Origin of the sequence: Achromobacter arsenitoxydans SY8 (genome assembly GCF_000236785.1) — a bacterium.
In the GTDB taxonomy this organism is placed as follows: domain Bacteria; phylum Pseudomonadota; class Gammaproteobacteria; order Burkholderiales; family Burkholderiaceae_B; genus Achromobacter; species Achromobacter arsenitoxydans.
The window spans coordinates 1-25,517 of sequence record NZ_AGUF01000067.1; the positions used below are offsets into that span (position 1 = coordinate 1).

At 68.0% G+C, this 25,517-nt stretch carries 21 protein-coding genes; 9 read left to right on the forward strand and 12 right to left on the reverse strand.

Features of this window, described 5'->3' with window-relative positions:
• On the forward strand, positions 1-936 hold a 936-nt coding region (locus KYC_RS20830; RefSeq protein ID WP_008166066.1), incomplete at its 5' end, for an alpha/beta hydrolase.
• A gap of 36 nt (positions 937-972) precedes the next feature.
• Here the strand turns inward: KYC_RS20830 and KYC_RS20835 are convergent.
• From KYC_RS20835 to KYC_RS20865, 7 genes are all read right to left on the reverse strand, one after another.
• Complete coding sequence (locus tag KYC_RS20835) at positions 973-2,367, reverse strand: M20 family metallopeptidase (RefSeq protein WP_008166068.1); 1,395 nt, start codon at positions 2,365-2,367, stop codon at positions 973-975.
• Positions 2,364-3,344: an ABC transporter ATP-binding protein gene (locus tag KYC_RS20840; protein ID WP_008166071.1), complete on the reverse strand. Its 981-nt coding sequence runs from the start codon at positions 3,342-3,344 to the stop codon at positions 2,364-2,366. Before KYC_RS20840 ends, KYC_RS20835 begins: the two co-directional genes overlap by 4 nt.
• Positions 3,341-4,330, reverse strand: coding sequence for an ABC transporter ATP-binding protein (locus KYC_RS20845; RefSeq protein ID WP_008166073.1), 990 nt, complete (start codon positions 4,328-4,330; stop codon positions 3,341-3,343). Before KYC_RS20845 ends, KYC_RS20840 begins: the two co-directional genes overlap by 4 nt.
• A 2-nt stretch (positions 4,331-4,332) precedes the next feature.
• Positions 4,333-5,241 carry an ABC transporter permease gene (locus tag KYC_RS20850; RefSeq protein ID WP_008166074.1) on the reverse strand — a complete coding sequence of 303 codons (909 nt, stop codon included), beginning with the start codon at positions 5,239-5,241 and terminating at the stop codon, positions 4,333-4,335.
• Position 5,242: 1 nt separating this feature from the next.
• The gene (locus tag KYC_RS20855) at positions 5,243-6,160 is read right to left on the reverse strand and encodes an ABC transporter permease (RefSeq protein WP_008166076.1); all 918 of its coding nucleotides are present in this window, start codon (positions 6,158-6,160) and stop codon (positions 5,243-5,245) included.
• 63 nt (positions 6,161-6,223) lie between these two features.
• Positions 6,224-7,795 carry an ABC transporter substrate-binding protein gene (locus KYC_RS20860; protein WP_043519031.1) on the reverse strand — a complete coding sequence of 524 codons (1,572 nt, stop codon included), beginning with the start codon at positions 7,793-7,795 and terminating at the stop codon, positions 6,224-6,226.
• A gap of 23 nt (positions 7,796-7,818) precedes the next feature.
• Positions 7,819-8,568, reverse strand: coding sequence for a GntR family transcriptional regulator (locus KYC_RS20865; RefSeq protein ID WP_008166079.1), 750 nt, complete (start codon positions 8,566-8,568; stop codon positions 7,819-7,821).
• A gap of 200 nt (positions 8,569-8,768) precedes the next feature.
• Here KYC_RS20865 and KYC_RS20870 point away from each other — a divergent pair, with 200 nt between their 5' ends.
• The 3 genes from KYC_RS20870 (at position 8,769) to KYC_RS20880 (ending at position 12,171) form a co-directional block, all read left to right on the forward strand.
• Positions 8,769-9,965, forward strand: a complete 1,197-nt coding sequence (locus KYC_RS20870; RefSeq protein WP_008166081.1) for a pyridoxal-phosphate-dependent aminotransferase family protein — start codon at positions 8,769-8,771, stop codon at positions 9,963-9,965.
• Positions 9,966-9,986: 21 nt separating this feature from the next.
• Entirely contained in the window at positions 9,987-11,042 is a 1,056-nt protein-coding gene (locus tag KYC_RS20875) for a serine hydrolase domain-containing protein (protein ID WP_043519032.1), read from the forward strand.
• A 118-nt stretch (positions 11,043-11,160) separates the two neighbouring features.
• On the forward strand, positions 11,161-12,171 hold the full coding sequence (locus KYC_RS20880) for an aldo/keto reductase (RefSeq protein WP_008166085.1): 1,011 nt from the start codon (positions 11,161-11,163) through the stop codon (positions 12,169-12,171).
• A 58-nt stretch (positions 12,172-12,229) separates the two neighbouring features.
• Here the strand turns inward: KYC_RS20880 and KYC_RS20885 are convergent, their stop codons facing one another.
• Complete coding sequence (locus tag KYC_RS20885) at positions 12,230-12,817, reverse strand: TetR/AcrR family transcriptional regulator (RefSeq protein ID WP_043519033.1); 588 nt, start codon at positions 12,815-12,817, stop codon at positions 12,230-12,232.
• Between the two features lie 216 nt (positions 12,818-13,033).
• On the opposite strand from KYC_RS20885, the gene KYC_RS20890 reads away from it, so the two are divergent.
• From KYC_RS20890 to KYC_RS20900, 3 genes are read left to right on the forward strand one after another with little or no spacing between them, the layout of a single operon-like run.
• A complete protein-coding gene (locus tag KYC_RS20890) occupies positions 13,034-14,209 on the forward strand; it encodes an efflux RND transporter periplasmic adaptor subunit (protein ID WP_008166089.1) in 1,176 nt (391 codons plus the stop codon).
• Positions 14,210-14,237: 28 nt separating this feature from the next.
• Positions 14,238-17,387: an efflux RND transporter permease subunit gene (locus KYC_RS20895; RefSeq protein ID WP_008166090.1), complete on the forward strand. Its 3,150-nt coding sequence runs from the start codon at positions 14,238-14,240 to the stop codon at positions 17,385-17,387.
• A 5-nt stretch (positions 17,388-17,392) separates the two neighbouring features.
• Positions 17,393-18,829 (forward strand): efflux transporter outer membrane subunit, encoded by a 1,437-nt coding sequence (locus KYC_RS20900; protein ID WP_008166091.1) that lies wholly within the window; start codon positions 17,393-17,395, stop codon positions 18,827-18,829.
• An 18-nt stretch (positions 18,830-18,847) separates the two neighbouring features.
• On the opposite strand, the gene KYC_RS20905 is transcribed toward KYC_RS20900, so the two are convergent.
• Positions 18,848-20,188: an MFS transporter gene (locus KYC_RS20905; protein WP_008166092.1), complete on the reverse strand. Its 1,341-nt coding sequence runs from the start codon at positions 20,186-20,188 to the stop codon at positions 18,848-18,850.
• A gap of 75 nt (positions 20,189-20,263) precedes the next feature.
• Entirely contained in the window at positions 20,264-21,925 is a 1,662-nt protein-coding gene (locus tag KYC_RS20910; protein WP_008166093.1) for a GMC family oxidoreductase, read from the reverse strand.
• Between the two features lie 131 nt (positions 21,926-22,056).
• Here KYC_RS20910 and KYC_RS20915 point away from each other — a divergent pair, with 131 nt between their 5' ends.
• Positions 22,057-22,902 (forward strand): IclR family transcriptional regulator, encoded by an 846-nt coding sequence (locus KYC_RS20915; RefSeq protein ID WP_008166094.1) that lies wholly within the window; start codon positions 22,057-22,059, stop codon positions 22,900-22,902.
• A 21-nt stretch (positions 22,903-22,923) separates the two neighbouring features.
• Here the strand turns inward: KYC_RS20915 and KYC_RS20920 are convergent, their stop codons facing one another.
• Entirely contained in the window at positions 22,924-23,964 is a 1,041-nt protein-coding gene (locus KYC_RS20920; RefSeq protein ID WP_008166095.1) for a methyltransferase, read from the reverse strand.
• 170 nt (positions 23,965-24,134) lie between these two features.
• On the opposite strand from KYC_RS20920, the gene KYC_RS20925 reads away from it, so the two are divergent.
• Positions 24,135-25,055: a helix-turn-helix domain-containing protein gene (locus tag KYC_RS20925; RefSeq protein ID WP_008166096.1), complete on the forward strand. Its 921-nt coding sequence runs from the start codon at positions 24,135-24,137 to the stop codon at positions 25,053-25,055.
• Positions 25,056-25,081: 26 nt separating this feature from the next.
• Here KYC_RS20925 and KYC_RS20930 read toward each other — a convergent pair whose 3' ends face one another.
• Positions 25,082-25,510 (reverse strand): VOC family protein, encoded by a 429-nt coding sequence (locus KYC_RS20930; protein WP_008166099.1) that lies wholly within the window; start codon positions 25,508-25,510, stop codon positions 25,082-25,084.
• Positions 25,511-25,517: the final 7 nt, after the last annotated feature.

Below are 25,517 nucleotides of genomic sequence, written 5' to 3' on the forward strand. Positions count from 1 at the left end.
ACGCAAAACGAACCCGGCAAGGTCAATATCCACCCGGTTACGTACAAGCTGCATGGCCTGGACATCGTCGCCAACGTGTACACGCCGTCAGGCTTCGACCCGAAGAAGGGCTATCCCGCCGTGGTGATCGCGCATCCGAACGGGGGCGTGAAGGAACAGGTGGCCGGCCTGTATGCCCAGCGCCTGGCCGAGGCGGGCTATGTCACGATCACCGCGGACGCGGCGTACCAGGGCGGCAGCGCAGGCCAGCCGCGAAACGTGGACAAGCCCGAGCATCGCATCGAGGACATCCACGGCATGGCGGATTTCATCGCCCGGTATGCGGGCGTCGATCAGGACCGGCTGGGTGTGCTGGGAATCTGCGGGGGCGGCGGCTACACGCTGGCCGCCGCGCAATCCGACAAGCGCTTCAAGTCGGTGGCGACGCTGAGCATGTTCAACTCAGGCCGCGTCCGCCGCAACGGATTCGCCGATTCGCAATTGAACACCGTCCAGGAACGCCTGCAGCAGGCGTCGGCCGCGCGCGCGCAGGAAGCGGCGGGCGGGGAAATACGCTATTCAGGCGACGCAAACCTGAGCGACGAGCAGATCGCCAGGCTGCCCTTCGAAATGTACCGGCAAGGGTACGAGTACTACTGGAAGACGCATGCGCACCCGGGATCCACGTTCAAGTACACGACGAGCAGCCTGCTGGACCTGATGCGGTTTGACGCGACCGACCAGATCGAACTCATCGACCGGCCGCTGCTGATGATCGCGGGCACCCGGGCCGACAGCCTGTATATGACCGAGGACGCGTTCGTCAGGGCCTCGGGCACGCGCGACAAGGAGCTGTTCAGGATCGACGGCGCAACGCATATCGAGACCTACTGGGTGCCGAAGTATGTGGACGCGGCCATCGGCAAGCTGACATCGTTCTTCGGCAGAACGCTGTAGCGACGATGGCCGGCGGACTCACGCCGGCCTTGGGCGTCAGCGCGCTACGGCCGGCGTGCCGCCCGCGCCCATGTCCCAGTACAGCCCGGTCATCAGGCACAGCCCCTGACGCAGCAGCTCAGGCGGCAGGTGCTCGTTCGGCGCGTGCTGCGAGCAGCCCGGGTAGGAATGCGGCACCCAGATCGTGCGCAGGCCCAGCACGTCGGTGAAGATGTCGTTGGGCAGCGAACCGCCCAGGTTGGGCAGCAGCGCGGTCTTTTCGCCCGAGGTGCGTTCCAGCGAGTCGACCGCCCAGCGCACCCAGGCATCGTCGGGGTCGATGCGGGTGGCGCGGAACATGGATTCGCGCGTGAGCGTGATCTTGACCATCGAAAAGCCTTGGCTGTCCAGGTGGCGGCGCAGGGCGGGAATCAGGTCGTCAGGGTCCACGCCCACCACGAAGCGCAGCTGGCAGCGCGCCCAGGCGCGCGGCGGAATGGCGTTGACGGGGGTGTCGGGGTTGCCGGTCTTGTAGGCCAGCACTTCGAAGGAACACCAGCCGAACACGCGCTCGGCGGGAGACAGGCCGGGCTCGCCCCAGTCCGGCTCGATTTCCGGGCCGTCCGCGCCGCCGTCGACTTCGCAGTCCGCCAGCGCGCGGCGCACGGCGGCCGGCAGTTCCTTGGGCACCCATTCCGGAATGCGGATCTGGCCGACGGGCGACGCGATGCTGGCGATGGCGTGGGCCAGCTGCAGGCCGGGGTTGGAGATCAGCCCGCCCCAGTTGCCGGAGTGATGGCCGCCGGCGCGGGCGTCGATGGTCAGGTCGAAGTTCAGGCTGCCGCGCGCGCCCAGGAAAATGGTGGGCCGGGGGGCGGATAGGCGTGGGCCGTCCGAGGCGATCAGCAGGTCCGCCGCCAGCAGCTCGCTGTGTTCGGCGCACAGTTCGCGCAGACCCATGGAACCGGTTTCCTCGCCCATCTCGATCAGGTACTTGGCGTTGAAGCCGAGCTTGCCGCGGGCTTCCAGCACCAGCCGCAGGGCCTCCATGTTGATGGTGTGCTGGCCCTTGTTGTCGGCGATGCCGCGGCCATACCAGCGGCCTTCGGATTCGGTCAGCGCCCAGGGCGACAGGCCTTCCTTCCATTCGCGTTCCAGCCCGCGGATGACGTCGCCATGCCCATAGCCCAGCACCGTCGGCAGGGCGGGGTCTTCGATGCGCTCGGCATACAGGAAGGGGGCCAGCGCCTTCGGGTGGGTGAGCGTGCGGCAGGTGAAGCCCAGCGCTTCGAAGGCCGGGCGGATTTCGGCGTCCAGGTAGTCCGCCAGCACGGCGGCGCGGTCGGGGTTCTGGCTTTCCGTGGGCAGCGCCACGCGGCGCGCCAGCAGTGTCCGGAAGGCGCCGGAATCGAAGCATTGTTCCGCTAGGGCGATGGCTTGTGCGCGGGTCATGGCTGGGGGGCTCCAGGGGAAGTCGTAGGGGCGGGCGGATACAGGTGGCAGGCCACCAGGGCCTGTTCGCGCACGGCCAGCGCCGGGCGCTCGGTCTTGCATTGCGCCATGGCGTGCTGGCAGCGCGGATGGAAGGGGCAGCCGGAAGGCGGATGCAGCGGGTCTGGGAAGGACAGCCCCAGGCCCATGTCGGGGATGCCCAGCCCGGGCTCGGGCGTCAGCACCGACGCCAGCAGCGCCTGCGTGTAGGGATGGCGCGGGTCGTGGAAGAGCCGGGCAGTGGGCGCCGATTCGACCACGCGGCCCAGGTACATCACCGACACGTGGGTGGCGATGTGCTCCACGACCGCCAGGTTGTGGCTGATGAAGACGTAGGTCAGGTTGAAGTCGCGGCGCAGGTCCATCAGCAGGTTCATGATCTGCGCCTGGACCGACACGTCCAGCGCGGAGGTCGGCTCGTCGCAGATCACGATTTCGGGATTCATCACCAGCGCGCGCGCGATGGCGACGCGCTGGCGCTGGCCGCCGGAGAGCTGGCCGGGCGTGTTGTGGGCCAGCCGCGGCGGCAGGCCCACGCGCTCCAGCATTTCGATGGCCTTGTGCAGCTTGGGGTTGGGGATGCCATGCACCTCCAGCGGCAGCGACACGATGGAAGCGATGGAGCGGCGAGGGTTCAACGACGAATACGGATCCTGGAAGATGGGCTGCACGCGGCGGGCCAGCGCGCGCCGGTCCATCTGGCGGATGTCCTGGCCCTCCAGGCGGATCGCGCCTTCGGTGGGCGGGGTCAGGCCCAGCAGCATGCGCGCCAGCGTGGACTTGCCGCAGCCGGATTCGCCCACGATGCCCAGCACGGCTCCCCGGTCCACGGAAAGGTCCACGCCGTTGACCGCGTGCAGCGTGGCGCGCGGGCGGAACATGCCGGCGCGGACGGTGAACTGCCGGCTGACGGCATCGGCTTGCAGCAGCGCGCTCATGCCGGCACTCCTTCGGCGCCGAGGATGCAGCGCCATTGCTGGCCGGGCGGCTGGCCGTGGATGGGAACCGCGGTGAGGCACTGCGCCTGCGCGTAGGCGCAGCGGTCGGCGAAGGCGCAGCCGCGCAGCTCGCCCACCAGCGACGGGACGACGCCGGGAATGGTGCCCAGCGCCTCGCCGGGCGCGCTGCGGCCGGGCACGGGGATACAGCCCAGCAGCCCTTGCGTGTACGGATGGCGCGGGGCGGAGAAGATGTCGGCCACGGGGCCTTCCTCGACGATCTGGCCCGCGTACATCACGGCCACCTGCCGCGCGATGCGCGCCACCACGCCCAGGTCGTGCGTGATCAGGACCATGGCGATGCCCAGTTCGGCCTGCAGGTCCGCCAGCAGCCGCAGGATCTGGGCCTGAATGGTGACGTCGAGCGCGGTGCTGGGCTCGTCGGCGATCAGCAGTTCGGGTCCGCACATGAGCGCCATGGCAATCATCACGCGCTGGCGCAGGCCGCCGGACAGCTGGTGCGGATACTGCGCCAGGCGCTGGCCGGCGGAGGCGATGCCGACCTTCTCCAGCAACTCTACGGCCCGGTCGCGCGCCTGCTGGCTGCTGGCGCCGCGGTGGTGGATGTAGTGTTCGGTCAGCTGTTCGCCGATGGCGTAGGCGGGGTTCAGCGCCGTCATGGGCTCCTGGAAGATCATCGCCATCTTGCTGCCGCGCAGCGCGTTGATGCGCCGTCCGCGAGCCTTGGACAGGTCTTCGCCCAGCACCGCCAGCCGGCGCGTGTTGCGCCGGGCGGCCTTGGGCAGCAGGCCCATGATGGCCAGCGAGGTCATCGACTTGCCGCAGCCCGATTCCCCGACCAGGCACAGCGTCTCGCCGCGCCTGACCTGGAAGGAGACGTCGCGCACGGCGTGCAGCGCGCCGCGCGGCGTGGCGATGTCGACTGTGAGTCCCTGTACATCCAGGACGATATCCGTGCCGTTCATGCTCAGGCCCTCTCTTCAGGCGTCAGGAGTTGGTGCAGGCCGTCGCCGGCCAGGTTGATCGCGAAGATCAGCAGCGCCAGCGCCGATCCCGGAATGGCGATCAGCCAGAACGAGAAGAACATGTAGGCCTTGGCCTCCGAGATCATCAGGCCCCAGGACGGCAGCGGCGGCTGCACGCCCAGGCCCAGGAAGGACAGCGAGGCTTCCAGCAGGATGGCGCTGGCGGCTTCCAGCGTGGCGATCACGATGAGCTGCGGCACCACGTTGGGCAGCACTTCGCCCCACACGATGCGCCAGGTGCTGGCGCCGGCGGCCTGCGCCGCGGCCACGTATTCCAGCGAGCGCACCTGCTGGGTGGCGCTGCGCATCACGACGGCGTAGCGGTCCCATTTCAGCAGGCCCAGCACCAGGATCACCACCCACAGCGACCCGCCCACGATGGCCACGGTGGCCAGCGCCACCAGGATGACGGGCATGGACAGGCGTGTGGTGATGAGGAACGACACGGCCATGTCGACCTTGCCGCCGAAGTAGCCGGCCGCCATGCCCATGGCGGTGCCGATCAGGCCCGAGATCAGGGCGACGCTGACGCCGATCAGCAGCGAAATGCGCGCGCCGTAGAAGAGGCGTGACATGTAGTCGCGGCCCAGCTGGTCGGTGCCTAGCGGATGCAGCCAGGTGCCTTTTTCATACCAGACGGGCGGGGCGGTGCGGTAGGCCAGATCCTGGAAGTAGGGGTCGTGCGGCGAGATCCAGGGCGCCAGCAGTGCAATCAGCACGATGAGCAGCAGGATGCCGCCGCCGGCCAGCAGGGCCTTGTTGCGCCGCAGGCGGCGCCAGCGCAGGGCGGCCGCGGTCAGTTCCAGCGGCGCCGCGGCGGGCGCGGACGGGGAGAGCGTAGGCGAGTTCATGTCAGGACACCCGGATGCGCGGATCGAGCCACGCGTTGGCCACGTCGGCGGCAAGCGTCAACAGGACATACAGCACCGACAGCAGCAGCACGATGAGCTGCATCACCGGGTAGTCCTTGTATGTGATGCTCTGGTAGGCCAGGTAGCCCAGCCCGTCCAGCGCGAAGATGGTCTCGATGACGACCGAACCGCCCAGCAGGTAGCCCAGCTGCACCGCGGCCAGCGCCACCACCGGCACGATGGCGTTGCGCAGCGCGTGCTTGAAGATGATCTTGCGCGCCGGCAGGCCCTTGGCGCGCGCGGTGCGGATGTAGTCGGCGCCCAGCACCTCGACCATGCCGGCGCGGATCAGGCGCATGAAGGCCGGCGCCACGTAGTAGCCCAGCGCGATGGCCGGCATGACGAAGTGCTGCCAGGTGCCGCTGCCCGACACCGGCAGGATGCGCAGCGAAATCGAGAACAGCATGATCAGGATCAGCGCGAAGAAGAAGTTCGGCAGCGCCTGGCCCAGCACGGCGATCGCCAGGCAGACGCGGTCGATGATGCTGCCCTTGTAGATGGCGGCCAGCACCCCCAGCGGAATCGAGATAAGCAGCGCGAACGCCAGCGCGGCCATGCCCAGCTTGAGCGTGGTCGCAAGCTTGGACAGGATCAGCGGCCCGGCCTCGGTCTTGAAGTACACGGATGTGCCGAAGTCGCCCTGCAGGATGTGCCAGAGCCAGTCGGCGTACTGGACGATGATCGGGCGGTCCAGTCCGTAGGTCTTGCGGATCATGTCGATGTCGGCCTGCCGCGCGCCTTCTCCCGCCAGGGCCAGCGCCGGATCGCCCGACAGGTGCAGCAGCAGGAACGCCAGGACGGAAACGGTCAGCGCCACCAGCGCCGCCAGGCCCAGGCGCCTGATCGTGAAATAAAGCATAGGACTTCCTCTATGTTCAGCAACGCCGGGCCGCGGCGGACGCGGCCCGGCGCAAACCGCGCCTTACTTCCAGCTCATATCCCAGAAGCGCACCAGCTCGTCCGAGTAGGGCTTGAAGTTCACGTCCTTGGTGGCGACGTAATAGGCGGGCAGCGTCCACAGCGGCACCGCGTAGGCCTTTTCCGCGATCAGGTCCAGGGCTTCCTTGTAGGCCGCCTTGCGCGGGCCCAGGTCGATTGTGTGGTCGCCCTTGTTGAGCAGCTCGCGCACTTTCGGGTCGCGGGTGATGTCATCGTTGCCGAAAGCGAAGTACACCGGCGTGGACGCGGACACGTCGTTGACCAGGTTCGAGCCCCAGGTCTGGTGGGTGAGCGAGGCCTTGTTGGCGCGGATCATGTCGCGCATGGCGGCGTACTGCAGGAAGTTCAGCTTGGCGCGGATGCCCACGGCCTGCAGATAGTTGATGATGGCTTCGGTCTGGTTGCGCTCGCGGTACGCCACGATGTCGATGTCAAAGCCGTTGGGGTAGCCGGCCTCGGCCAGCAGCTTCTTGGCCTGGGCGGGGTCGTACTTGTAGGTGGGTGCGCCGTCCTGCGTGCAGCCCACCTGCGAGGGCGTGCAGATGGTGTTGATGAGGCCGCCGCCTTCGCCCACGATGTTCTTCAGCATGGCGTTGCGGTCGATCGCGTGGATGATGGCGCGGCGCACGCGCTCGTCCTTGAGCTGCGGGGCCGGCGTGCCGTCCAGAATGTTCATCTGCATGAACACGATGCGCATGGTGTTGCCGGTGACCATCTGCAGGTTGGGCATGCCGCCCAGCTGCTCGGCCTGGTCCTTGGGCACGCTCATGATCAGGTCTTCGCCGCCCGAAATGACTTCGGCCATCTGCGTCTGGCGGTCGGGAATGAAGCGGATGACCACCTTGCCGATCTTGGGCTGCGCCTTGGGCGAGTCCTTGAAGTAGTCGGCGTTGCGCTCCAGCGTGATGGACTTGCCGGGCTGGTAGTCCACCACCTTGTACGGGCCCGAGCCCACCGGCTTGGCGTTCATGCCCTTGGGGCCGACTTCCTGGTAATACTTGGCCGGGTGGATGGCCGCGGTGGTGGACAGGTATTCCTTGGCGCCGGGGAAGGGCTCCTTGGTGGTCAGGCGCACCTTGTACTTGTCGATCTTTTCGACCTTGTCGATCCACGACACGTTCTGCTGCGTGACGGCCTTGTTCTTGGGGTCGGCTACGAAGTTCAGCGTGTAGACGACCGAGTCGGCGTCGAACTCTTCGCCGTTATGGAATTTGACGCCTTCGCGCAGCTCGAACTCCATGGTCTTGTCGTCGACCTGCTTCCAGCTCTTGGCGAGCTGGCCCTTGTACTCGTTGGTGACGGGATCGCGGTATAGCAAGGTGTCCCACACGTTGGCGGCGATGATGACGCCGATGCGGACGTTGTTGAAGTAGGGGTCGACGCTTTCCGGCGCCTGGTCGTAGGCCATGCGCAGGGTGTCGTCTTTCTTGCCGGCGAATGCCGGCTGGGAGGCCAGGGCGGCGCAAGCCAGCAGGGCGGCGGCCAGGGCCTTGAGCGGAGGGGTGCAGCGGGAGGACAACGCAGGTGAGACGGGTGTGAAGCGACTATCAGCCATGGTGAAGGCTCCTCTTGAGGACACTACATGTGTTGCGTATCTATCGTCTCGCTCCGGCTTTTCAGCGCCGCCTCGCATTTGCGCTGCAGGTGCTGCCGCATGATGGCTGCCAGCCGGTCGGCGTCGCGCGCCTCCAGGGCTTCCGCCATTTCTATGTGTTCGCGCATCGCCAGATCCCATTTCTGGCGGTTCTCGTTCGAGACGAAGCGCAGGTTCTGGATCCGCGCGTTCTGCGCGTCGTAAAGATCCTTGAGCAGGCTGTTGTGCGCGGCCAGGCTGATGCGTTCGTGGATCTCGCGGTTGGTGCGGAAGTAGGTGGGCAGGTCATGGCGGGCATGGCTGGCCATCATTTCGTACGTCAGCGCGCGGATTTCGGCGATTTCCGTGTCGGTGGCGCGTTCGCAGGCCAGCCGGCAGGACATGGCCTCCAGGCCGCCGATGACTTCGAAGGCTTCGCGGATATTGGCTTCGGACAGGGCCACCACCTGGGCCCCGCGATTGGGTTCGATCCGCACCAGGCCTTCGGCGGCCAGCAGGCGGAAGGCCTCGCGCAGCGGCGTGCGCGAGACGCCCAGCAGGTCGCAGAGCGCGCGTTCGTTCAGGCGCGAGCCGGGCGGAAATTCGCCCTGGATGATGCGTTCGCGCAGCTGCCCGGCAGCCGTGCCCGCCAGCGTGCGGCCGTTTCCGGCAACACGGGCCGCGGGCTGCGGCGCGGGATCGGCCACGGCGGCAGCCGCGGCGGGATCCGGCATCAGGCTAGGATCGCTGCTCATTGGTATACAAAAATTCCCCTTGTTTTGCGAGACTATAAACCTGTATTCCGGGCTTGATTGATGGGTGTATACCCTAGGTTATCGACGTAAAAACAATGGGATAGAGTGACGCATGCCGCAAGTCCGCATGCCCGGCAGAGGCTGTCCGTCCGCCGCGCATTCTTCGTTGGTATACAAACTGTCTGCTTTTGGGGCTACGCATGCTTACCCTGAATAAACACCCGTCCGGCCGGCATTTTCTGCAGATTCCCGGGCCGACCAACGTGCCCGACCGGGTGCTGCGGGCCATCGACCAGCCCACCATCGACCACCGTGGTCCGGAGTTCGGCGAACTCGGGCTGTCGGTGCTGGCGGGTATCAAGCAGGTCTTCGGGACCGCGTCGCCCGTGGTGATCTACCCGGCATCGGGCACCGGCGCCTGGGAAGCTGCCCTGGTCAATACGCTGTCGCCGGGCGACCGCGTGCTGATGGTGGAAACCGGCCATTTCGCCAGCCTCTGGCGCAAGCTGGCCGGGCGCCTGGGCCTGGAAGTGGACTACCTGGAGGGCGACTGGCGCCATCCCGTGGACGCCGCGCTGATCGGCGCGCGCCTGGCCGAAGACGCGCAGCGCCGCATTAAGGCCGTGTGCGTGGTGCACAACGAAACGTCCACGGGCGTCACCAGCGACATCGCCGCGGTGCGCGCCGCCATGGATCGCGCCGGGCATCCCGCGCTGCTGATGGTGGACACGATTTCATCGCTGGGCTCTATCGACTACCGCCACGACGAATGGGGCGTGGACGTCACCGTGGCCGGGTCGCAAAAGGGGCTGATGCTGCCGCCGGGCCTGTCGTTCAACGCCGTGGGTCCGCGCGCGCTGGCCGCCGCCGAGACCGCGCGCCTGCCGCGGTCCTATTGGGATTGGCGCGAGATGCTGGGCCCCAACGCCAAGGGCTATTTCCCCTACACGCCATCGACCAATCTGCTTTATGGGCTGCACGAAGCGCTGGCCATGCTGCAGGCCGAAGGACTGCCGCGGGTGTACGCCCGCCACGAACGCCACGCCCGCGCGACGCGGCTTGCGGTGGCCGGCTGGGGCCTGGAACTGCTAAGCCTGGACCCCGCCGCGCACAGCCCGGCGCTGACCGCGGTGCTGGTGCCCGAAGGCCACAGCGCCGACGCGCTGCGCAGGGTCATCCTGGACCGCTTCGACATGTCGCTGGGGCAGGGGCTGGGCAAGCTGACCGACCGCATCTTCCGCATCGGCCATCTGGGCCATTTCAACGACCTGACGCTATGCGGCACGCTGGCCGGGGTGGAGATGGGGCTGGCCGCTGCCGGCGTCCCGCACCGCCCGGGCGGGCTGCAGGCCGCCATGGAATACCTGACCCGCACGCCTGAAGGCGAGGCGGGCTGACGCACAACCACGAGGGAAATAATGAATACGCTTATGCAGCAGGCGATCCAGTTCGCCAACGACCACGAATCCACCTGGGACCGCAGCGTCAAGGGCAATTTCGGCGTGCACCTGAACGATCCGCCGCCCTGGAACCGCCTGCTGGGCCCCATCCATGACCGCGGTCCGGTGTCGGGCGTGGTCGTGGTGGACGGCAAGACGGTGGCTGAATGGGGCGAGCCCGAGCGCGCCGACCTGACCTTCAGCGTGGCCAAGCTGTACCTGGCCATTTTGGCCGGTGTAGCGCATGACCGCGGCCTGCTGCCCGACGTGGATGAACCCGTGGGCAAGCGCGTGCCGGGCATCGGCTTTGACGAAGGCCGCAATGCGTCCATCACCTGGCGCCATCTGCTGCAACAGACCAGCGAATGGGAAGGCGAACGCTTTGGCGTGTCGGACCAGGCGGACCGCTATCGCGCCGTCACGTTCGGCGTGCCGCCCGACGGCAAAAAGGGCGACGCGCGGCCCCTGCAGGAACCCGGCACGTACTGGGAATACAACGACGTGCGCATCAATCAGCTTTCCTATGCGCTCTTGCACCTGTTCCGCAAGCCGCTGCCGGAAGTCTTCCGCGAAGCCGTCACGCGCCCGATCGGCTGCAGCGAGGACTGGCAGTGGGTGGGTTACGACGAGGCCTGGGTCGAGATCGACGGCCAGCGCATGCCGTCCGTGCCGGGCGGTTCGCACTGGGGCGGCGGCATGTCCATCAGCGCCCGCGACCAGGCGCTGATCGGCCAGATGCTGCTGAACGACGGCCAGGCCAACGGCCGCCAGATCCTGTCGCGCGAATGGCTGCAGGCCATGCGCACCCCGTGCGCCATCGCGCCGTACTACGGCTACCTGATCTGGCTGAATCACGAAGGCCGGGTGTTCCCCAGCGTGCCGGCGTCCAGCTTCTTCGGCGTCGGGGCGGGCAGCTCATTCACCTGGGTCGAACCGGAACGCAAGATGGTCGTGATCGTGCGCTGGCTCAACTCCGCGCACGCGGACGCGCTGTTCGGCAAGATCCTGGCCGCGGTGGACGCCGGGGCGGCATAAGCCCACGTCTCGCCCGGGTTTTGCGGCGTGTCAGGATTTTTCGGGCAAGATGTGGCGTTCGGCCGCGCCATGCCGCGCGGCCACGCCAGACTTCTTCATCCGAAAAAGGACGCACGCCATGAACTACCGCCGACTGGGAACCAGCAATCTCCGCGTATCGCCGCTATGTCTGGGCACCATGATGTTCGGAGAGCAGACGCCCGATGACGAGGCCGCGCGCATCGTCGCGTCGGCGCGCGACCATGGCCTGAATTTCATCGACACCGCGGACGTCTACAACGAAGGCCGTTCCGAAGAGGTCGTGGGCAGGCTGCTGCAAGGGCACCGCCACGACTGGGTGCTGGCCAGCAAGATCGGCAATCCCGTCGGCAAGGGTCCGAATCTGGCGCATTATTCGCGCCAGTGGCTGATCCGCGGCGTGGAACAGAGCCTGTCGCGCCTGGGCACGGACTTCATGGACATCCTGTACCTGCACCGCGACTATCACGAGGAAAACCTCGAAGAGGCGCTGTGGGCGCTGGGCGACCTGATCCGGGCGGGCAAGCTGCGCAGCTTCGGCCTGTCGAACTTCCGCGGCTGGCGCATCGCCGAAGTGATGCGCCTGTGCGAAAAAATGGGCGTGCCTCAGCCGGTCGTATGCCAGCCGTACTACAACATGCTGAACCGTGGCCCCGAGGTCGAAATCCTGCCGGCCTGCAAGCACTACGGCTTGGGCGTGGTGCCGTACAGCCCCATCGCGCGCGGCGTGCTGACGGGCAAGTACCTGCCGGGCCAGGCCCCGGCGGCGGACACCCGTGCCGGGCGCGGCGACCGCCGCATCCTGGCCACCGAGTTCCGCGAGGAATCGCTGCAGATCGCCCAGAAGCTGGTGCAGCACAGCGCCGCCCGCGGCGTGCTGCCGGGCCATTTCGCCACCGCGTGGGTGCTGGCCAATCCCGTCGTCACTGCGGTCATCGCCGGCCCGCGCACGCTGGCGCAGATGGACGACTATTACGCCGCGCTGGACGTGAAGATCACGCCCGAGGACGAAGCGGTGGTGGACGGGTGGGTCACGCCGGGCCATGCCTCGGCCCATGGCTACAACGACCCGAACTATCCGTTCTACGGACGTCCGGTCGCGTCCGCCTGAAGTTGTGAGGGGGCAGGGGCCGCTAGAATCCCGCGGCCGCCCCGGCCCCGGAACGCCCTCAGCCCGCGGCGCGCCCGCCCGGGCCGCCGCCCGGATCGGCCGCGATGCCGTGCAGCATCATCTGTTCGGCCACCTGGGCGATGCCCATCCGCGCGATGCGGCCGCGCCGCTCGGCGTCCACCATGCTGGTGATGACGGCAATCAATAGTTCGCTGAGCGCGGCCGCCGTGATGTCTACGCGGAAGACGCCCTCGCGCTGCCCGCGCAGGAAAAACCCGTCCAGCGTTTCCTGATAGCCCGACCAGCTGTTCATGATGTCGGGTTCCAGTTCGGTATCAGGCTTCCAGTTGTAGATCAGGAATGCCGTGAGCTCTTTGTGCGCCAGGTGCTGCTCGATCAGGCTGCGCAGGGCGGCGCGCGGCGGCGCCGAATCAAGGTGCGAGTCCGCCAGCGCCTGTTTCATGACCTGGGCGCAATGCGTCATCAGGCGCAGCACCAGCTGATCTCGCGTCTTACAGAACCGGTACAGCGTCGCCTTGCTGACGCCCACGGCCTTGGCCAGCTCCTGCAGCGTGGCCCGCGGCTGGTCCACCATCGCCAATGCCAGAGCGACCAATAGCCGCTCGTGCCCTGCCTCTTCAGACATCGCCTGCCCCTGTCATGTGTCGGTTTCCTCTGGGCCGTATTGGATCATGGCTGATTCAATTTGTACAAACCGTCCTCGGTTTTGGAAGTAAGCGACTGGATTGTTCCGGAATTACGAATTCTGGATTCCAATGAATCAATATTGATTCAAAACAATCTCTAAGGTAGCATCGGCGTCTCATTGAATTCAAGTCGCCGCGGGCGGGGGTAGGTAATGATGTTGAACAAAGAATGGCGGCTGCCCCTGGCGGTGTTGGCGACGGCGATTTTGTTAGCCGGTTGCGGCGGGGCGAACGATGCGCCGCCGCAGGCCGCAGGGGCGCGTCCGGTCCAGGTGCTGGCTGTGCAGCCGGAGCGTTTCGCGCTGTCCAGCGAACTGCCGGGCCGGGTCGAACCCATGCGCGTGGCCGAGGTGCGCGCCCGCGTCGCGGGCATCGTGCTCAGCCGCGAATTCGAGGAAGGCGCGGACGTCAAGGCGGGCGACGTGCTGTTCCGCATTGACCCGGCGCCTTTCAAGGCGGCGCTGTCGCGTGCGCAGGGCGAACTGGCCAAGGCGGACGCCGCCGTCGCCGACGCGCAGGCCGTGGTGCGGCGCTATGCGCCCCTGGTCAAGATCGAAGCCGTCAGCCAGCAGGATTTCGATACCGCCACCACCACGCTCAAGAGCGCCCAGGCCGCGCGCCGCTCGGCCCAGGCCGACGTCGAGACCGCGCAATTGAACCTGGACTACGCCACGGTCAAGGCGCCTATTTCCGGCCGCATCGGCCGTGCGCAGGTGACCGAAGGCGCGCTCGTGGGCCAGAACGAGGCCACGGCGATGGCGACGATCCAGCAACTGGATCCCGTCTATGTGGACTTCAACCAGCCGGTGGGCGACATGCTGCGCATGCGCGGCGCCATGCAGGACGGCAGCCTGGCGGCGGGCGAGGGCGCGCGCATTTCCATCACCATCGACGGCACGGACCAGAAGCGCGAGGGCCAATTGCTGTTCTCGGATATCGCGGTGGACCGGACCACGGGCCAGGTGGCGCTGCGCGGCGAGTTCGCCAATCCAGACGTGCTGCTGCTGCCCGGCATGTATGTGCGCGTGCGCACGCAACAGGGCGTGGACCCGGCGGCGATCCTGGTGCCCCAGCGCGCCGTCACGCGCAGTACGGACGGCAAGCCGCAGGTGCTGCTGGCGGGGCCCGACGACGTGGTCGAAACGCGTGCGGTGCGCACCGGCGCCATGCGCGGAAGCGACTGGCACATCGTCGAGGGCCTGGCCCCCGGCGACCGGGTCATCGTCGGCGGCGTCAATGCGGCCGTACCCGGCCAGAAGGTCAGCGTGACCCCAGTATCCCAGCCGAAACTGGCCGCGGCCGGCGAGGCTGCGGCCCCGGCGCAGCCCTGATGCAATGCGCGCCTGAACGAGGTTAGACATGTCCAAGTTTTTCATTGGCCGCCCCAATTTCGCCTGGGTGGTGGCCATCTTCATCTCGCTCGCCGGGCTGCTGGCGATTCCTTCGCTGCCCGTGTCGCAGTTTCCGGTGGTGGCGCCGCCGCAGGTGACGATTGCCGCGACCTATCCCGGCGCTTCCGCGACCGTGCTGGTCGATTCGGTGACCAGCGTCATCGAAGAGGAGCTGAACGGCGCCAAGAACATGCTGTACTACGAGTCGTCCAGCAGTTCCAGCGGCAGCGCCGAAATCACGGTCACCTTCCAGCCGGGCACCGACCCGGACCTGGCGCAGGTGGACGTGCAGAACCGCATCAAGAAGGCCGAGGCGCGCCTGCCCACGGCGGTGACGCAGCAGGGCCTGCAGGTCGAGCAGGCCAGCTCCAACTTCCTGATGATCTACGCCCTGACCTATAAGGGCGAGGACGCGCACAAGGATGTGGTGGGCCTGTCCGACTACGCCGCCCGCCACATCAACAACGAGATCCGCCGGGTGAACGGCGTGGGCAAGGTGCAGTTCTTCGGCGCCGAAGCGGCGATGCGCGTCTGGATTGACCCGCAGAAGCTGCTGGGCCTGGGCCTGTCGGTGGCTGACGTCAATGCCGCCATCGCCGCGCAGAACGTGCAGGTGCCGGCCGGCAGCTTCGGCAGCCGCCCGGGCTCGCCCGAGCAGGAACTGACCGCCACGCTGGCCGTGAAGGGCACGCTGGACAACCCCGAGGAGTTCGGCCGGATCGTGCTGCGCGCCAACGCGGACGGCTCGTCCGTGCGCCTGGCCGACGTAGCGCGCCTGGAAGTGGGCCGCCAGAGCTATGACTTCGAGACCCGCCTGAACGGCAGGAAGTCCGTGGGCGCGGCGGTGCAGCTTGCGCCGGGCGCCAACGCGATCGACACGGTCAAGGCCGTGAAGGCGCGGCTGCAGGAACTGTCGGCCTCGTTCCCCGAGGACGTGGCGTACTCCGTGCCGTTCGACACCTCCAAGTTCGTCAGCGTTGCGATCACGAAGGTGGTGCATACGCTGCTGGAAGCCATGGTGCTGGTCTTCCTGGTGATGTTCCTGTTCCTGCAGAACTTCCGCTATACGCTGATCCCGACCATCGTGGTGCCGGTGTGCCTGCTGGGCACGTTCGCGGTGATGTCGGTGCTGGGCTTCTCGGTGAACATGATGACGATGTTCGGCATGGTGCTGGCCATCGGCATCCTGGTGGACGACGCCATCGTGGTGGTCGAGAACGTCGAGCGCATCATGGCCGAAGAAGGCCTGTCGCCGCGCGAGGCCACGGTCAAGGCCATGGAGCAGGTGTCCGGCGCCATCGTCGGCATCACGCTGGTGCTGTCGGCGGTGTTCCTGCCGCTGGCGTTCATGAGCGGGTCAGTGGGCGTGATCTACCAGCAGTTCTCGCTGTCGCTGGCGGTGTCGATCCTGTTCTCGGGCTTCCTGGCGCTGACCTTCACGCCGGCCCTGTGCGCGACCTTCCTCAAGCCCATTCCCAAGGGCCACCACGAGGAAAAGAAGGGCTTCTTCGGCTGGTTCAACCGCGTCTTCAACCGCCTGACCGGACGCTTCGAGGCGCTGAATTCGCGGCTGGTCAAGCGCACCGGCCGCTACATGGTGATCTACGCGGCCATCGTCGCCGTGCTGGCCGTGCTGTATGTGCGCGTGCCGGAGTCCTTCGTGCCGCCGGAAGATCAGGGTTACGTCATCGTCGACGTGCAGCTGCCGCCGGGCGCGACGCACCTGCGCACCGACAAGGTGGTGGGCGATGTTGAGCAGCACCTGATGTCGCTGGACGCCATGGGCGACGCCTTCACGGTCATGGGCTTCAGCTTTTCGGGCACCGGCCAGAACGCGGGCATCGCATTCCCCACGCTCAAGGACTGGTCCGAGCGCGGCAAGGGCCAGTCCGCCGCCGACGTAGCCGATAGCGTGAACGGGCGCTTCGCGGTCATCGACGACGGTTCCGTCATGGCCGTCAACCCGCCGCCCATCGAGGGTCTGGGCAATTCGGGCGGCTTCGCGCTGCGCCTGCAGGACCGCGGCGGCCTGGGCCGGGCGGCGCTGACGCAAGCGCGCGACCAGCTACTGGCGCAGGCCAACAGTTCGCCGGTCATCGCCTACGCCATGATGGAAGGCCTGGCGGACGCGCCGCAGCTGCGGCTGGACATCGACCGCCAGAAGGCCGAGGCGCTGGGCGTGGGTTTCGACGTGATCAGCACGGCGATTTCGTCGGCCTACGGGTCGGCCACCGTCAATGACTTCGCCAACGCCGGGCGCCTGCAGCGCGTGGTGGTGCAGGCCGACGTGCGCGACCGCATGACGCCCGAGAGCATCCTGCAGCTGAACGTGCCGAACAAGTCCGGCAAGATGGTGCCGCTGAGCGCGTTCGTGAAGACGGACTGGGAGAACGGGCCGGTGCAGATCTCGCGCTACAACGGCTATCCCGCGTTCAAGATCGCGGGCGACGCGATGCCCGGCTACAGCACCGGCGAGGCGATGGCGGAGCTGGAGCGCATCGTGGCCGGGCTGCCGGACGGCATCGGCTTCGAATGGACCGGGCTGTCCTACCAGGAGAAGTTCGCCGGCGCGCAGGCGCCCATGCTGTTCGCGCTGGCCTTCCTGGTGGTGTTCCTGCTGATGGTCGCGCTGTATGAAAGCTGGGCGATCCCCGCGTCCGTGATGCTGATCGTGCCGATCGGCGCGCTGGGCTCGGTGCTGGCGGTGACGCTGCTGGGCATGTCCAACGACGTGTACTTCAAGGTGGGTCTCATCACCATCATCGGGCTGGCGGCCAAGAACGCCATCCTGATCGTGGAGTTCGCCAAGAGCCTGCGCGAGCAGGGGCACTCGCTGGCCGACGCCGCCATCCAGGCCGCCAAGCTGCGCTTCCGCCCGATCGTGATGACCTCGCTGGCGTTCATCCTGGGCGTGGTGCCGCTGGCGCTGGCGACCGGGGCAGGCGCCGCCAGCCAGCGCGCGCTGGGTGTGGGCGTGATCGGCGGCATGCTGACCGCCACGCTGCTGGGCGTGATCTTCGTACCGATCTTCTTCGTGTGGGTGCTGTCGATGGTGCGGCGCAAGCGGGGCAAGTCCCCGGCCGCGCCCGCCGCTGAGCCGCGCACGGTGCAGGAGTGATTTCCATGATGCAGAACTTCTTTCCCTTGCGGATTTCCGCGGTGCTGCTTGCCGCGGCGCTGGCCGGGTGCTCGCTGGCGCCGGTCCATGAACGCCCGGCCTCGCCGGTGGGCGACCACTGGAGCCAGGCGGCCACCGGGACGCAGCCGTCCGCGGCCGCGACGCTGGACTGGCAATCGTTCGTCACTGACGACGCCTTGCGCAAGCTGGTGGAGCTGGCGCTGGCGAACAACCGCGACCTGCGCCAGTCGCTGCTGAACATCGAGGCGGCGCGCGCGCAGTACCGCATCCAGCGTGCGGACCAGTTGCCCGGTATCAACGCGCAGGGCACGGGCACGCGTCAGCGCGTTCCGGGCGACCTGAGCAGCACTGGCGCGTCCGGCGTGCAAAGCAGCTACCAGGCCGGCCTGGGCCTCACGGCGTTCGAGATCGACCTGTTCGGCCGGGTGCGCAGCCTGTCGGACGCGGCCCTGCAGGAATACCTGGCCACCGAGGCCACCGCGCACGGCGCGCAGATCAGCCTGGTGGCCGAAGTGATCCAGGCCTACCTGTCGCGCGACAGCGCGCAGCGCCGCCTGGAGGTCACGCGCCAGACGCTGGCCAGCCGCGAGGCCTCGCTGGAACTGATCGTCAAGCGACGCCAGGCGGGCACTGCCACCGCGCTGGACTACCAGGAGGCCTTGGGCCTGACCGAACAGTCGCGCGCGGAACTGGAACGCATGGACCGCGAGGTGCGCCAGGCTGGCAACGCGCTGGGTCTGCTGGTGGGAATCAGCGACCTGTCGCCGTACCTGCCGCAGCGGCAGGCGGACGCGCCCATGCTGGTGCAGGAGATCGCGGCCGGCGCGCCGTCGGAACTGCTGGAGAACCGGCCGGACATCGTGGCCGCCGAGCACCAGCTGCAGTCGCGCAACGCCAGTATCGGCGCGGCGCGGGCGGCGTTTTTTCCCAGCATTTCGCTGACCGGCCTGTTCGGCAGCTCCAGCGCGGACCTGTCCGGCCTGTTCGATGGCGGCCAGCGCGCCTGGTCGTTCACGCCGCAGATCACGCTGCCGATCTTTGCCGGCGGGCGCAACATGGCCAACCTGGACTTGGCGACGGTGCGCAAGGATATCGCCGTGGCGCAGTATGAAAAGACGATCCAGACGGCGTTCAAGGAAGTTTCCGACGCCCTGGCCGCCACCGAGACGCTGCGCCGCGAGGAGGCTTCGCGTCTTGCGCTGGCGCAGTCCAGCCAGGAGGCCATGCGCCTGTCCGAGGCGCGCTACCGCGGCGGCGTGGACAGCCACCTGCGCTACCTGGACGCGCAGCGCAGCGCCTACACGGACCAGATCGCCTATATCGACGTCAGCGCCCAGCGCCAGGCGGCGCTGGCGACGCTGTTCAAGGCGCTGGGCGGCGGCTGGCGGGCGGCGCAGCCGCCGCAGGCCGCGCTGGACTGATGCGCCGCCCGCGCCGGGTCAGGCCTTGCGCAGCCCGGCGCGCGGCATTGCGGGCCGGGCCGCGCCGTCCAGCTCGGCCGGCTGCCTGCCGCGTCCGATGAGCCACGCGCAGAAGGCAGACACCACGCCCGCGAACATCACGTACAGGCAGATCAGCCAGGGCTGGCCGCCGCCGGTCTTGAGCAGCGCGGTCGCGATGATGGGCGTGATGCCCGACGCGAAAATGCCGGAGAACTGGTAGACGAACGAAATGCCGGTGTAGCGCACCTTGGCGTCGAACAGCTCGCAGAACAGCGCGGCTTCGGGTCCGTACACGGCGGCGTACAGGATGCCGAACGGAATGATGATCGCCAGCCAGATCAGCATGACATTGCCGCCGCTGTTGATCATCATCCAGAAGCCGGGGAACGACGCCGCCGCCGTGATCAGCGATCCCCAGAAGTAGACCCGGGTGCGGCCGATGCGGTCGGACAGGCGGCCGAAGAACGGGATGAAGAAGCACATCACCAGCGCGGCGGCCATCACCCCGATCAGCGCCTCGGTCCGCGTAATCTGCACCGACTGGGTCAGGAACGAGATCGAGAACACGCCGAACACGTTGAAGAACACGCCGTCGATGTAGCGTGCGCCCATGCCCTTGACGACGTTGCCGGGATAGCGCCGCATCATGTCCATGAACGGGATGCGGCTTTCGGCGTTGTTGGCCTTGACCGCCGTGAACTCCGGCGTTTCCTTGATGTTCAGCCGGATGTACATGCCCACGGCCACCATGACGGCCGACACCAGGAAGGCGATGCGCCAGCCCCAGGACATGAATTGCTCATCGGTCAGCAGCACCGACAGCAAGGCCACCGTGCCGGACGCCAGGCACAGCCCGATGGCAAGCCCGATCTGCGGCAGCGACGCGTAGAAGCCCTTTTTCTCCGGCGGCGCGTACTCATAGGCCATGAGCACCGCGCCGCCCCATTCGCCGCCCAGGCCGATGCCCTGGAACACGCGCAGGAGCAGCAGCAGGATGGGCGCCCAGATGCCGATGGTGGCGTACGTGGGCACCAGGCCGATCAGGAACGTGGCCACGCCCATGATCATCAGCGTCATCACCAGCATGCTCTTTCGGCCGATACGGTCGCCGAAGTGGCCGAAGATCAGCCCGCCCAGCGGCCGGGTCACGAAGCCCACCGCGAAGGTGGTGTAGGCCAGCATGGTGGATACCAGCGGGTCGCCGGAAGGGAAATACAGCTTGTTGAACACGATGCCGGCGACGACGCCATACAGGAAAAAGTCGTACCACTCGATGGTGGCGCCGATCAGCGAGGCGGTGACGACTTTGCGCACCGCCGCTTCGTTTTGCTTGGCCATGTCTAGTCTCCTTTGGTGGTTCGGCCTGGCAATCTGCGCTGCCGCGGGCCGGGTCTATGCGCGATCCGCGATGGTTTATCCGGGGTCTGTGATCTCCATCCGGGCCGGTGCGCGCACGGTCTGCGCGCGCGCCTGCCTGATGTCCTGCAACATGAAATCGGCTGCGCGCTCGGCCAGCATTACGACCGGCGCGTTGGTGTTGCCCGACACGAGCGTGGGCATGATGGAACAGTCCACCACCCGCAGCCCGGCCACGCCATGCACCCGCAGGCGCTCGTCCACGACGGCCATCGGGTCGCTGCGCGGCCCCATCCGGGCGGTGCCCGACGGGTGGAAGATGGTGGCGCCGTACTCCCGGCAGAAATGCAGGATCTCATCGTCCGTGCGCACATCCGGGCCGGGGCGGAACTCGCGCTTCATCAGGCCGGCCAGCGGCTCCGTCGCCGCGATCCGGCGCGCGTATTTGACGGCCGCCACGGCCATGCGGCGGTCCAGTTCGGTGGACAGGTAGTTCGGCTGCATCGACGGCGCCTCGAACGGATCGGCGCTGCGCAGCCGCACGCGCCCGCGCGAACTCGGCCGCAATTGGCAGACCGAGTACGTGCAGCCCGAAAACGGATGCACCTTGCCGCCCGCCATGTCGGCCGACAGGGTGGCGAAATGGAACTGGGTGTCGGGCCTGGCGCTGGCGGGATCGACCCGGCAGAACAGGCCGCCCTGGTTGATGCCCACGGCCAGCGGGCCGCTGCGCAGCAGCAGCCATTGCAGCCCCATCCGCATGCGACCGGCCAGGGTGCGCAACTGGTCGTTGGTGGTGATGGGGCGGCTGGTCTCGTAGATCAGGCGGATCTGCAGGTGGTCCTGCAGGTTCTCGCCCACGCCCGGCAGGTCGCGCACGACGCCGATGCCGAACTCGCGCAGCAGGGCCGCGGGGCCGACGCCGGACAGCTGCAGCAGTTGCGGCGACTGCAGCGCGCCCGCGCACAGCACCACTTCGCGGCGTGCGCGCAGCGTGCGGACCTGGCCGTCCTTCCGGTAGCGCACGCCGCAGGCGCGGCTGCCTTCGAACAGCACGGCCATCGCGTGCGCGTCGGTTTCCACGCGCAGATTGGGGCGGTCCTGCGCGGGGCGCAGATAGGCCACGGCGGTGGAGCAGCGGCGGCCGTTGCGGGTGGTGAGCTGGTAGTAACCCACGCCTTCCTGGTCGCCCGTATTGAAGTCGCGCACGTGGGGCACGCCCAGCTTGCCGGCGGCCGCGATCAGCGCTTCCACCAGCGGGTGCGGCGTCTTGATCGAGGTGGCGTTCAGCGGGCCTTGCGTGCCGCGGGTAGGGCCGGCGCCCAGGTCGTTGTTTTCCAGCTTGCGGAAGTAGGGCAGGCAGTCGTCCCAGCCCCAGCCGGGATTGCCGGCGTCGGCCCAGGCGTCGTAGTCCTCGCGCTGTCCGCGGATGTAGATCAGGCCGTTGATGGAGCTGGACCCGCCCAGCGTGCGCCCGCGCGGCCAGTAGATGCGGCGGTCCAGCATGTTGGGGTCGGGGTCCGTGTAGTAGCCCCAGTTCACCACCTTGTGGAACATCGTCTTGCCGTAGCCGATGGGAATATGTATCCAGGGGTAGGTGTCCTTGGGGCCCGCCTCCAGCAGGCAGACGGAATGCGCGCCGTCCGCGCTCAGCCGGTTGGCCATCACGCATCCGGCCGAGCCGGCGCCCACCACGATGTAATCCACGGTATCGGACATTTCCGCGCGGTCTCCCTTATATTTGTCGGGCAGGGCCGCGGTCCGCTTGCAATGCGGACCAGGCCGGCATCTGAGGCGATTCTAGGAAGCAGGCGCGCAGAACAAAGCACAACACGCGCAGGGGCGGAGAAATGGAACAGAACATGCAGCTTCGGTTTCAAAATCGCAGTGCAGCATCGGGTCAGGCCGCCGAAGACGCCGCCGGACAGCAGCAGGAGGCCGCGCGTTCGCTGCGCGCGCTGCTCGTGCTGGACTACCTGGCGCGCGCCCAGCACCCGCCCACGCTGGCGCAGCTGGCGCAACGGCTCGATATGCCCAAGACCACGCTGATGCGGCTGCTGGGCGCGATGCAGCGCGCCGGCTTTGTGGCGGCCACGCCGACGGAAAACGGCTTCGTGCCGGGGCCGCAGGCGACCGCGCTGGCGCTGGCCACGCTGCGGGCCAGCGCGTTCACGCGCGCCTGCCGCGCGGTGCTGACCAAGCTGGTGGGCGCGCTGGGCGAAACCTGCAATCTGACCGCGCCCGACGGCGACCAGGTGGTCTACATGGAACGCGTGGAAACGACCGAGCCGCTGCGCCTGTTCTTTGCGGTGGGCGGCCATGTGCCCATGCATTGCACCGCCAGCGGCAAACTGTTCCTGGCGTCGATGAACCGCCTGGAGCGCAGCCGCGTGCTGGCGCGCCTGCCGCTCACGCGTAATACGCCGCGCACGCTGACGGATCCGTCCACGCTGGAGGCCGAACTGGAACGCCTGGCCGCGCGCGGCATCGGCATCGACAACGAGGAGTTCGTGCGCGGCATGAGCGCGGTGGCGGTGCCGGTGCGCGACGCCGAAAACCGCGTGGTGGCGGCGGTGGCCTGCCATGCGCCGACCGCGCGGGTGATGCTGGACGACCTGCTGCGCGCGGTGCCGGTGCTGCAGGGCGCGGCGCAGTCGCTGCACGATGTGCTGGCGGCGCACCGGCCCGGCGGCTGAGGCGCGCTAAGGCGGCCGCGTCTATTGCCGCGCGGCGAGTTCGTCCTTGCGGGCCGTCAGCACATGCAGCGGCGCCATCGGGAACGCCGCGGAATCGAAACCGCGCACGTCGGCATAGCCCGCATCCAGCAACATCCGGCGCAGTTCGCCCTGGCGCGTCACGCGCCGTCCCAACAATTGCATCGGCATGTAGAACGCCAGCACGCGGGCCGCGGCGGCGGCGTCTGCGGGAATTTCGGCATGCGCCATCAGCAACAGCCCGCCCGGCGCCAGGGCGTCGCGCATCTTGCGCAGCGCGGCGGCCGCGTCCGGCACGAAGTGCAGCACCGACGAGCACCAGATAAGGTCGTAGCCCTGGCCGATGGGATCGCGGGCCAGGTCGCCGCCCAGCACGCTCATCCGGTCCGACAGGCCGGCCTGCGCGATGTTTTCCTGCGCCACCGCGGCAGTCTCGGGCCAGTCGAACACCACGCCGCGGGCAGCGGGGTTGCTTCGCACCAGGTCTATTCCGATCAGGCCGGGTCCGCCGCCCAGGTCCAGGATGCGCCGGGCCTGGGCCGCGCCGGGCACGCAGCGCACGGCTTCGCGCGCCGCGGCAACCGCGATCGCGCGCTGTTCCTGGCCGATCTGCACGCGCGCCGCGTCGGCCCAACCCTGCGCATTGGTCTGCACGTAAGGGTCCGGCGCCGGTCCTTCCGCGCTCAGCAGCGCGCGCATCTGATCGCCGAAATGCGCAAGGGCGCGGCGCCGGTACCGCCAGGCGTCCGCGCAGTAGCCGGGCTGGCCCTGGCAAAAGTGCAGGCGCGCCTGCGGCTGACACACGTAACGCGCTGGCATGCCGTCGATGCGCTGCAGCAGATCCAGGCTCCACAGCATGTCCAGCAGGCTGGCGGTCTGCGCCGGACGCAGGCCTAGCGCGTCGGCCACCTCGGCGGCGCTGGCGGGTTCGTGCAGGCGGTCGAACACGCCGAATTCCAGCGCGGCGTCCAGCGCCGCGGCCTGTACTGGCGCGGCGGCCAGATTCCAATAACGCTGCAGGGGGTGGGTCTGGTCTGAATGCATGAGGCTTCCTGGTAGGGGGGCCGCCATCCTGTCGCGGCCATCCCGAAGATGGTATTTCTTATTGAGAACTCCTATCATCCAGTTTTGTATGCGTTCCGGATTCTTTCCTATGCGCGCCGGCGCGGAGCGATCCGGTCCGCGCAGGTTGCGTCGTCCGTCCACAAGGTTCCATGCCCACTCGCATATCCGCTACGCTGGCCCGGCCGGTCGCCGGCGCCCGCGCCGGCTGGCAGCGCCATTCGCTGCCTGACGATATTGGCGATTGCCACGCCGACCGGCTTGAACTGGACGACGGCCTGTCGTTGGTCCATTCCCGTTACGCGCCCGCGCGCGACCTCATCGAAGAGAGCGTCGCCAGCCACGGCGGACGCACGCTGGTGATCACGCTGGCCATGCAGGGCGTCTCGGCGTATCGCGGCGCGGACGGCACGGCGCTGGACTTTTGCGGCGGGCACACGACGGTGACTGCGTTCCGGCGCGGCGCCGGAGAGCGCCGCTATGTGGCCGGCGCCGCCGTTTCGCAGTTGCGCCTGCTGGTTGGCGAGGGCGTCCTGCGCCGCTATGCGGGCGACGAACGCGCGGAGAGCCTGCTGGGCGACGGGCGGGTCCGCCAGCTTGCGCAGGGGCCGACCCCTCCCGACCTTGCGGCGGCAAGCGCGGAATTGGCGTCGGGCGCCGATCCGCTGGACACCCACATCCGCGCGCTGACGCTGCTGGCGCGGCAGTTGCGCGCGCTTGCGCCCGCGCCGCCGGCCGCTCCGGTCAGCCAGGCCGATATTGCGCGGCTGGAAGCCGCGCGCGCCCTGATGCAGTCGCAGATGGACCGCGACCTGACCGTGCAGTACCTGTGCCTGGCCACGGGGCTGAACGAGTTCAAGCTCAAGCAGGGCTTTCGCGCGCTGTATGGCGATAGTCCCGGCCGGCTGCTGACCGCGCTGCGCATGCGGCGCGCCTGGGAACTGCTGGAATCCGGCTGCCAGGTCGCGCAGGCGGCGTATCGGGTGGGCTATCGCCATCCTGCCAACTTCAGCGCGGCGTTCACGCGCTTTTATGGCCGCACGCCGAAGTCCGTGGCCGGCAAGCGCGGCTGAATGCCTGCGGGCGCTTCGGCGCGTGGCTAATGGCCGGTGCGTCCGCCGCTGACCATCCAGCGGGTGCCATAGCGGTCGATCAGCGCGCCGTAGGCCTCTGCCCAGAACGTCTTCTGCAGCGGCAGGGTCACGTTGCCGCCTTCGGCCAGATGCTCGAACACGCGGTGCGCGTCGGATACGGTGGGGTAGACCAGCGACAGGGCCACGCCCTGTTTGCCCGCGTAGGGGTGGCTGGCGGTGGCGTCGCCGCCCATCAGCGTCTGCTCGTCCAGCGTCAGCCGGGCATACAGGATGCGCCCGGCGTCGTCGGGCGAGAGCGCGGGCAGGGCCGCGTCCGCGGGCGCGTCGGCATAGCGGACTATGGCTTCCAGCCGGCCGCCCAGCACGCGTTCGTAGAAGCGCATGGCCTCGGCGCAGTCGCCGTCGAAACTCAGGTAAGCGGATAGCTGGGGCATGATGTCT

Coding starts and splice junctions, on each gene's coding strand:
- KYC_RS20835 (WP_008166068.1), bottom strand. CDS start 2,367: ATGACCCGCGCACAAGCCATCGCCCTAGCGGAACAATGCTTCGATTCC.
- KYC_RS20840 (WP_008166071.1), bottom strand. CDS start 3,344: ATGAGCGCGCTGCTGCAAGCCGATGCCGTCAGCCGGCAGTTCACCGTC.
- KYC_RS20845 (WP_008166073.1), bottom strand. CDS start 4,330: ATGAACGGCACGGATATCGTCCTGGATGTACAGGGACTCACAGTCGAC.
- KYC_RS20850 (WP_008166074.1), bottom strand. CDS start 5,241: ATGAACTCGCCTACGCTCTCCCCGTCCGCGCCCGCCGCGGCGCCGCTG.
- KYC_RS20855 (WP_008166076.1), bottom strand. CDS start 6,160: ATGCTTTATTTCACGATCAGGCGCCTGGGCCTGGCGGCGCTGGTGGCG.
- KYC_RS20860 (WP_043519031.1), bottom strand. CDS start 7,795: ATGGCTGATAGTCGCTTCACACCCGTCTCACCTGCGTTGTCCTCCCGC.
- KYC_RS20865 (WP_008166079.1), bottom strand. CDS start 8,568: ATGAGCAGCGATCCTAGCCTGATGCCGGATCCCGCCGCGGCTGCCGCC.
- KYC_RS20870 (WP_008166081.1), top strand. CDS start 8,769: ATGCTTACCCTGAATAAACACCCGTCCGGCCGGCATTTTCTGCAGATT.
- KYC_RS20875 (WP_043519032.1), top strand. CDS start 9,987: ATGAATACGCTTATGCAGCAGGCGATCCAGTTCGCCAACGACCACGAA.
- KYC_RS20880 (WP_008166085.1), top strand. CDS start 11,161: ATGAACTACCGCCGACTGGGAACCAGCAATCTCCGCGTATCGCCGCTA.
- KYC_RS20885 (WP_043519033.1), bottom strand. CDS start 12,817: ATGTCTGAAGAGGCAGGGCACGAGCGGCTATTGGTCGCTCTGGCATTG.
- KYC_RS20890 (WP_008166089.1), top strand. CDS start 13,034: ATGTTGAACAAAGAATGGCGGCTGCCCCTGGCGGTGTTGGCGACGGCG.
- KYC_RS20895 (WP_008166090.1), top strand. CDS start 14,238: ATGTCCAAGTTTTTCATTGGCCGCCCCAATTTCGCCTGGGTGGTGGCC.
- KYC_RS20900 (WP_008166091.1), top strand. CDS start 17,393: ATGATGCAGAACTTCTTTCCCTTGCGGATTTCCGCGGTGCTGCTTGCC.
- KYC_RS20905 (WP_008166092.1), bottom strand. CDS start 20,188: ATGGCCAAGCAAAACGAAGCGGCGGTGCGCAAAGTCGTCACCGCCTCG.
- KYC_RS20910 (WP_008166093.1), bottom strand. CDS start 21,925: ATGTCCGATACCGTGGATTACATCGTGGTGGGCGCCGGCTCGGCCGGA.
- KYC_RS20915 (WP_008166094.1), top strand. CDS start 22,057: ATGGAACAGAACATGCAGCTTCGGTTTCAAAATCGCAGTGCAGCATCG.
- KYC_RS20920 (WP_008166095.1), bottom strand. CDS start 23,964: ATGCATTCAGACCAGACCCACCCCCTGCAGCGTTATTGGAATCTGGCC.
- KYC_RS20925 (WP_008166096.1), top strand. CDS start 24,135: ATGCCCACTCGCATATCCGCTACGCTGGCCCGGCCGGTCGCCGGCGCC.
- KYC_RS20930 (WP_008166099.1), bottom strand. CDS start 25,510: ATGCCCCAGCTATCCGCTTACCTGAGTTTCGACGGCGACTGCGCCGAG.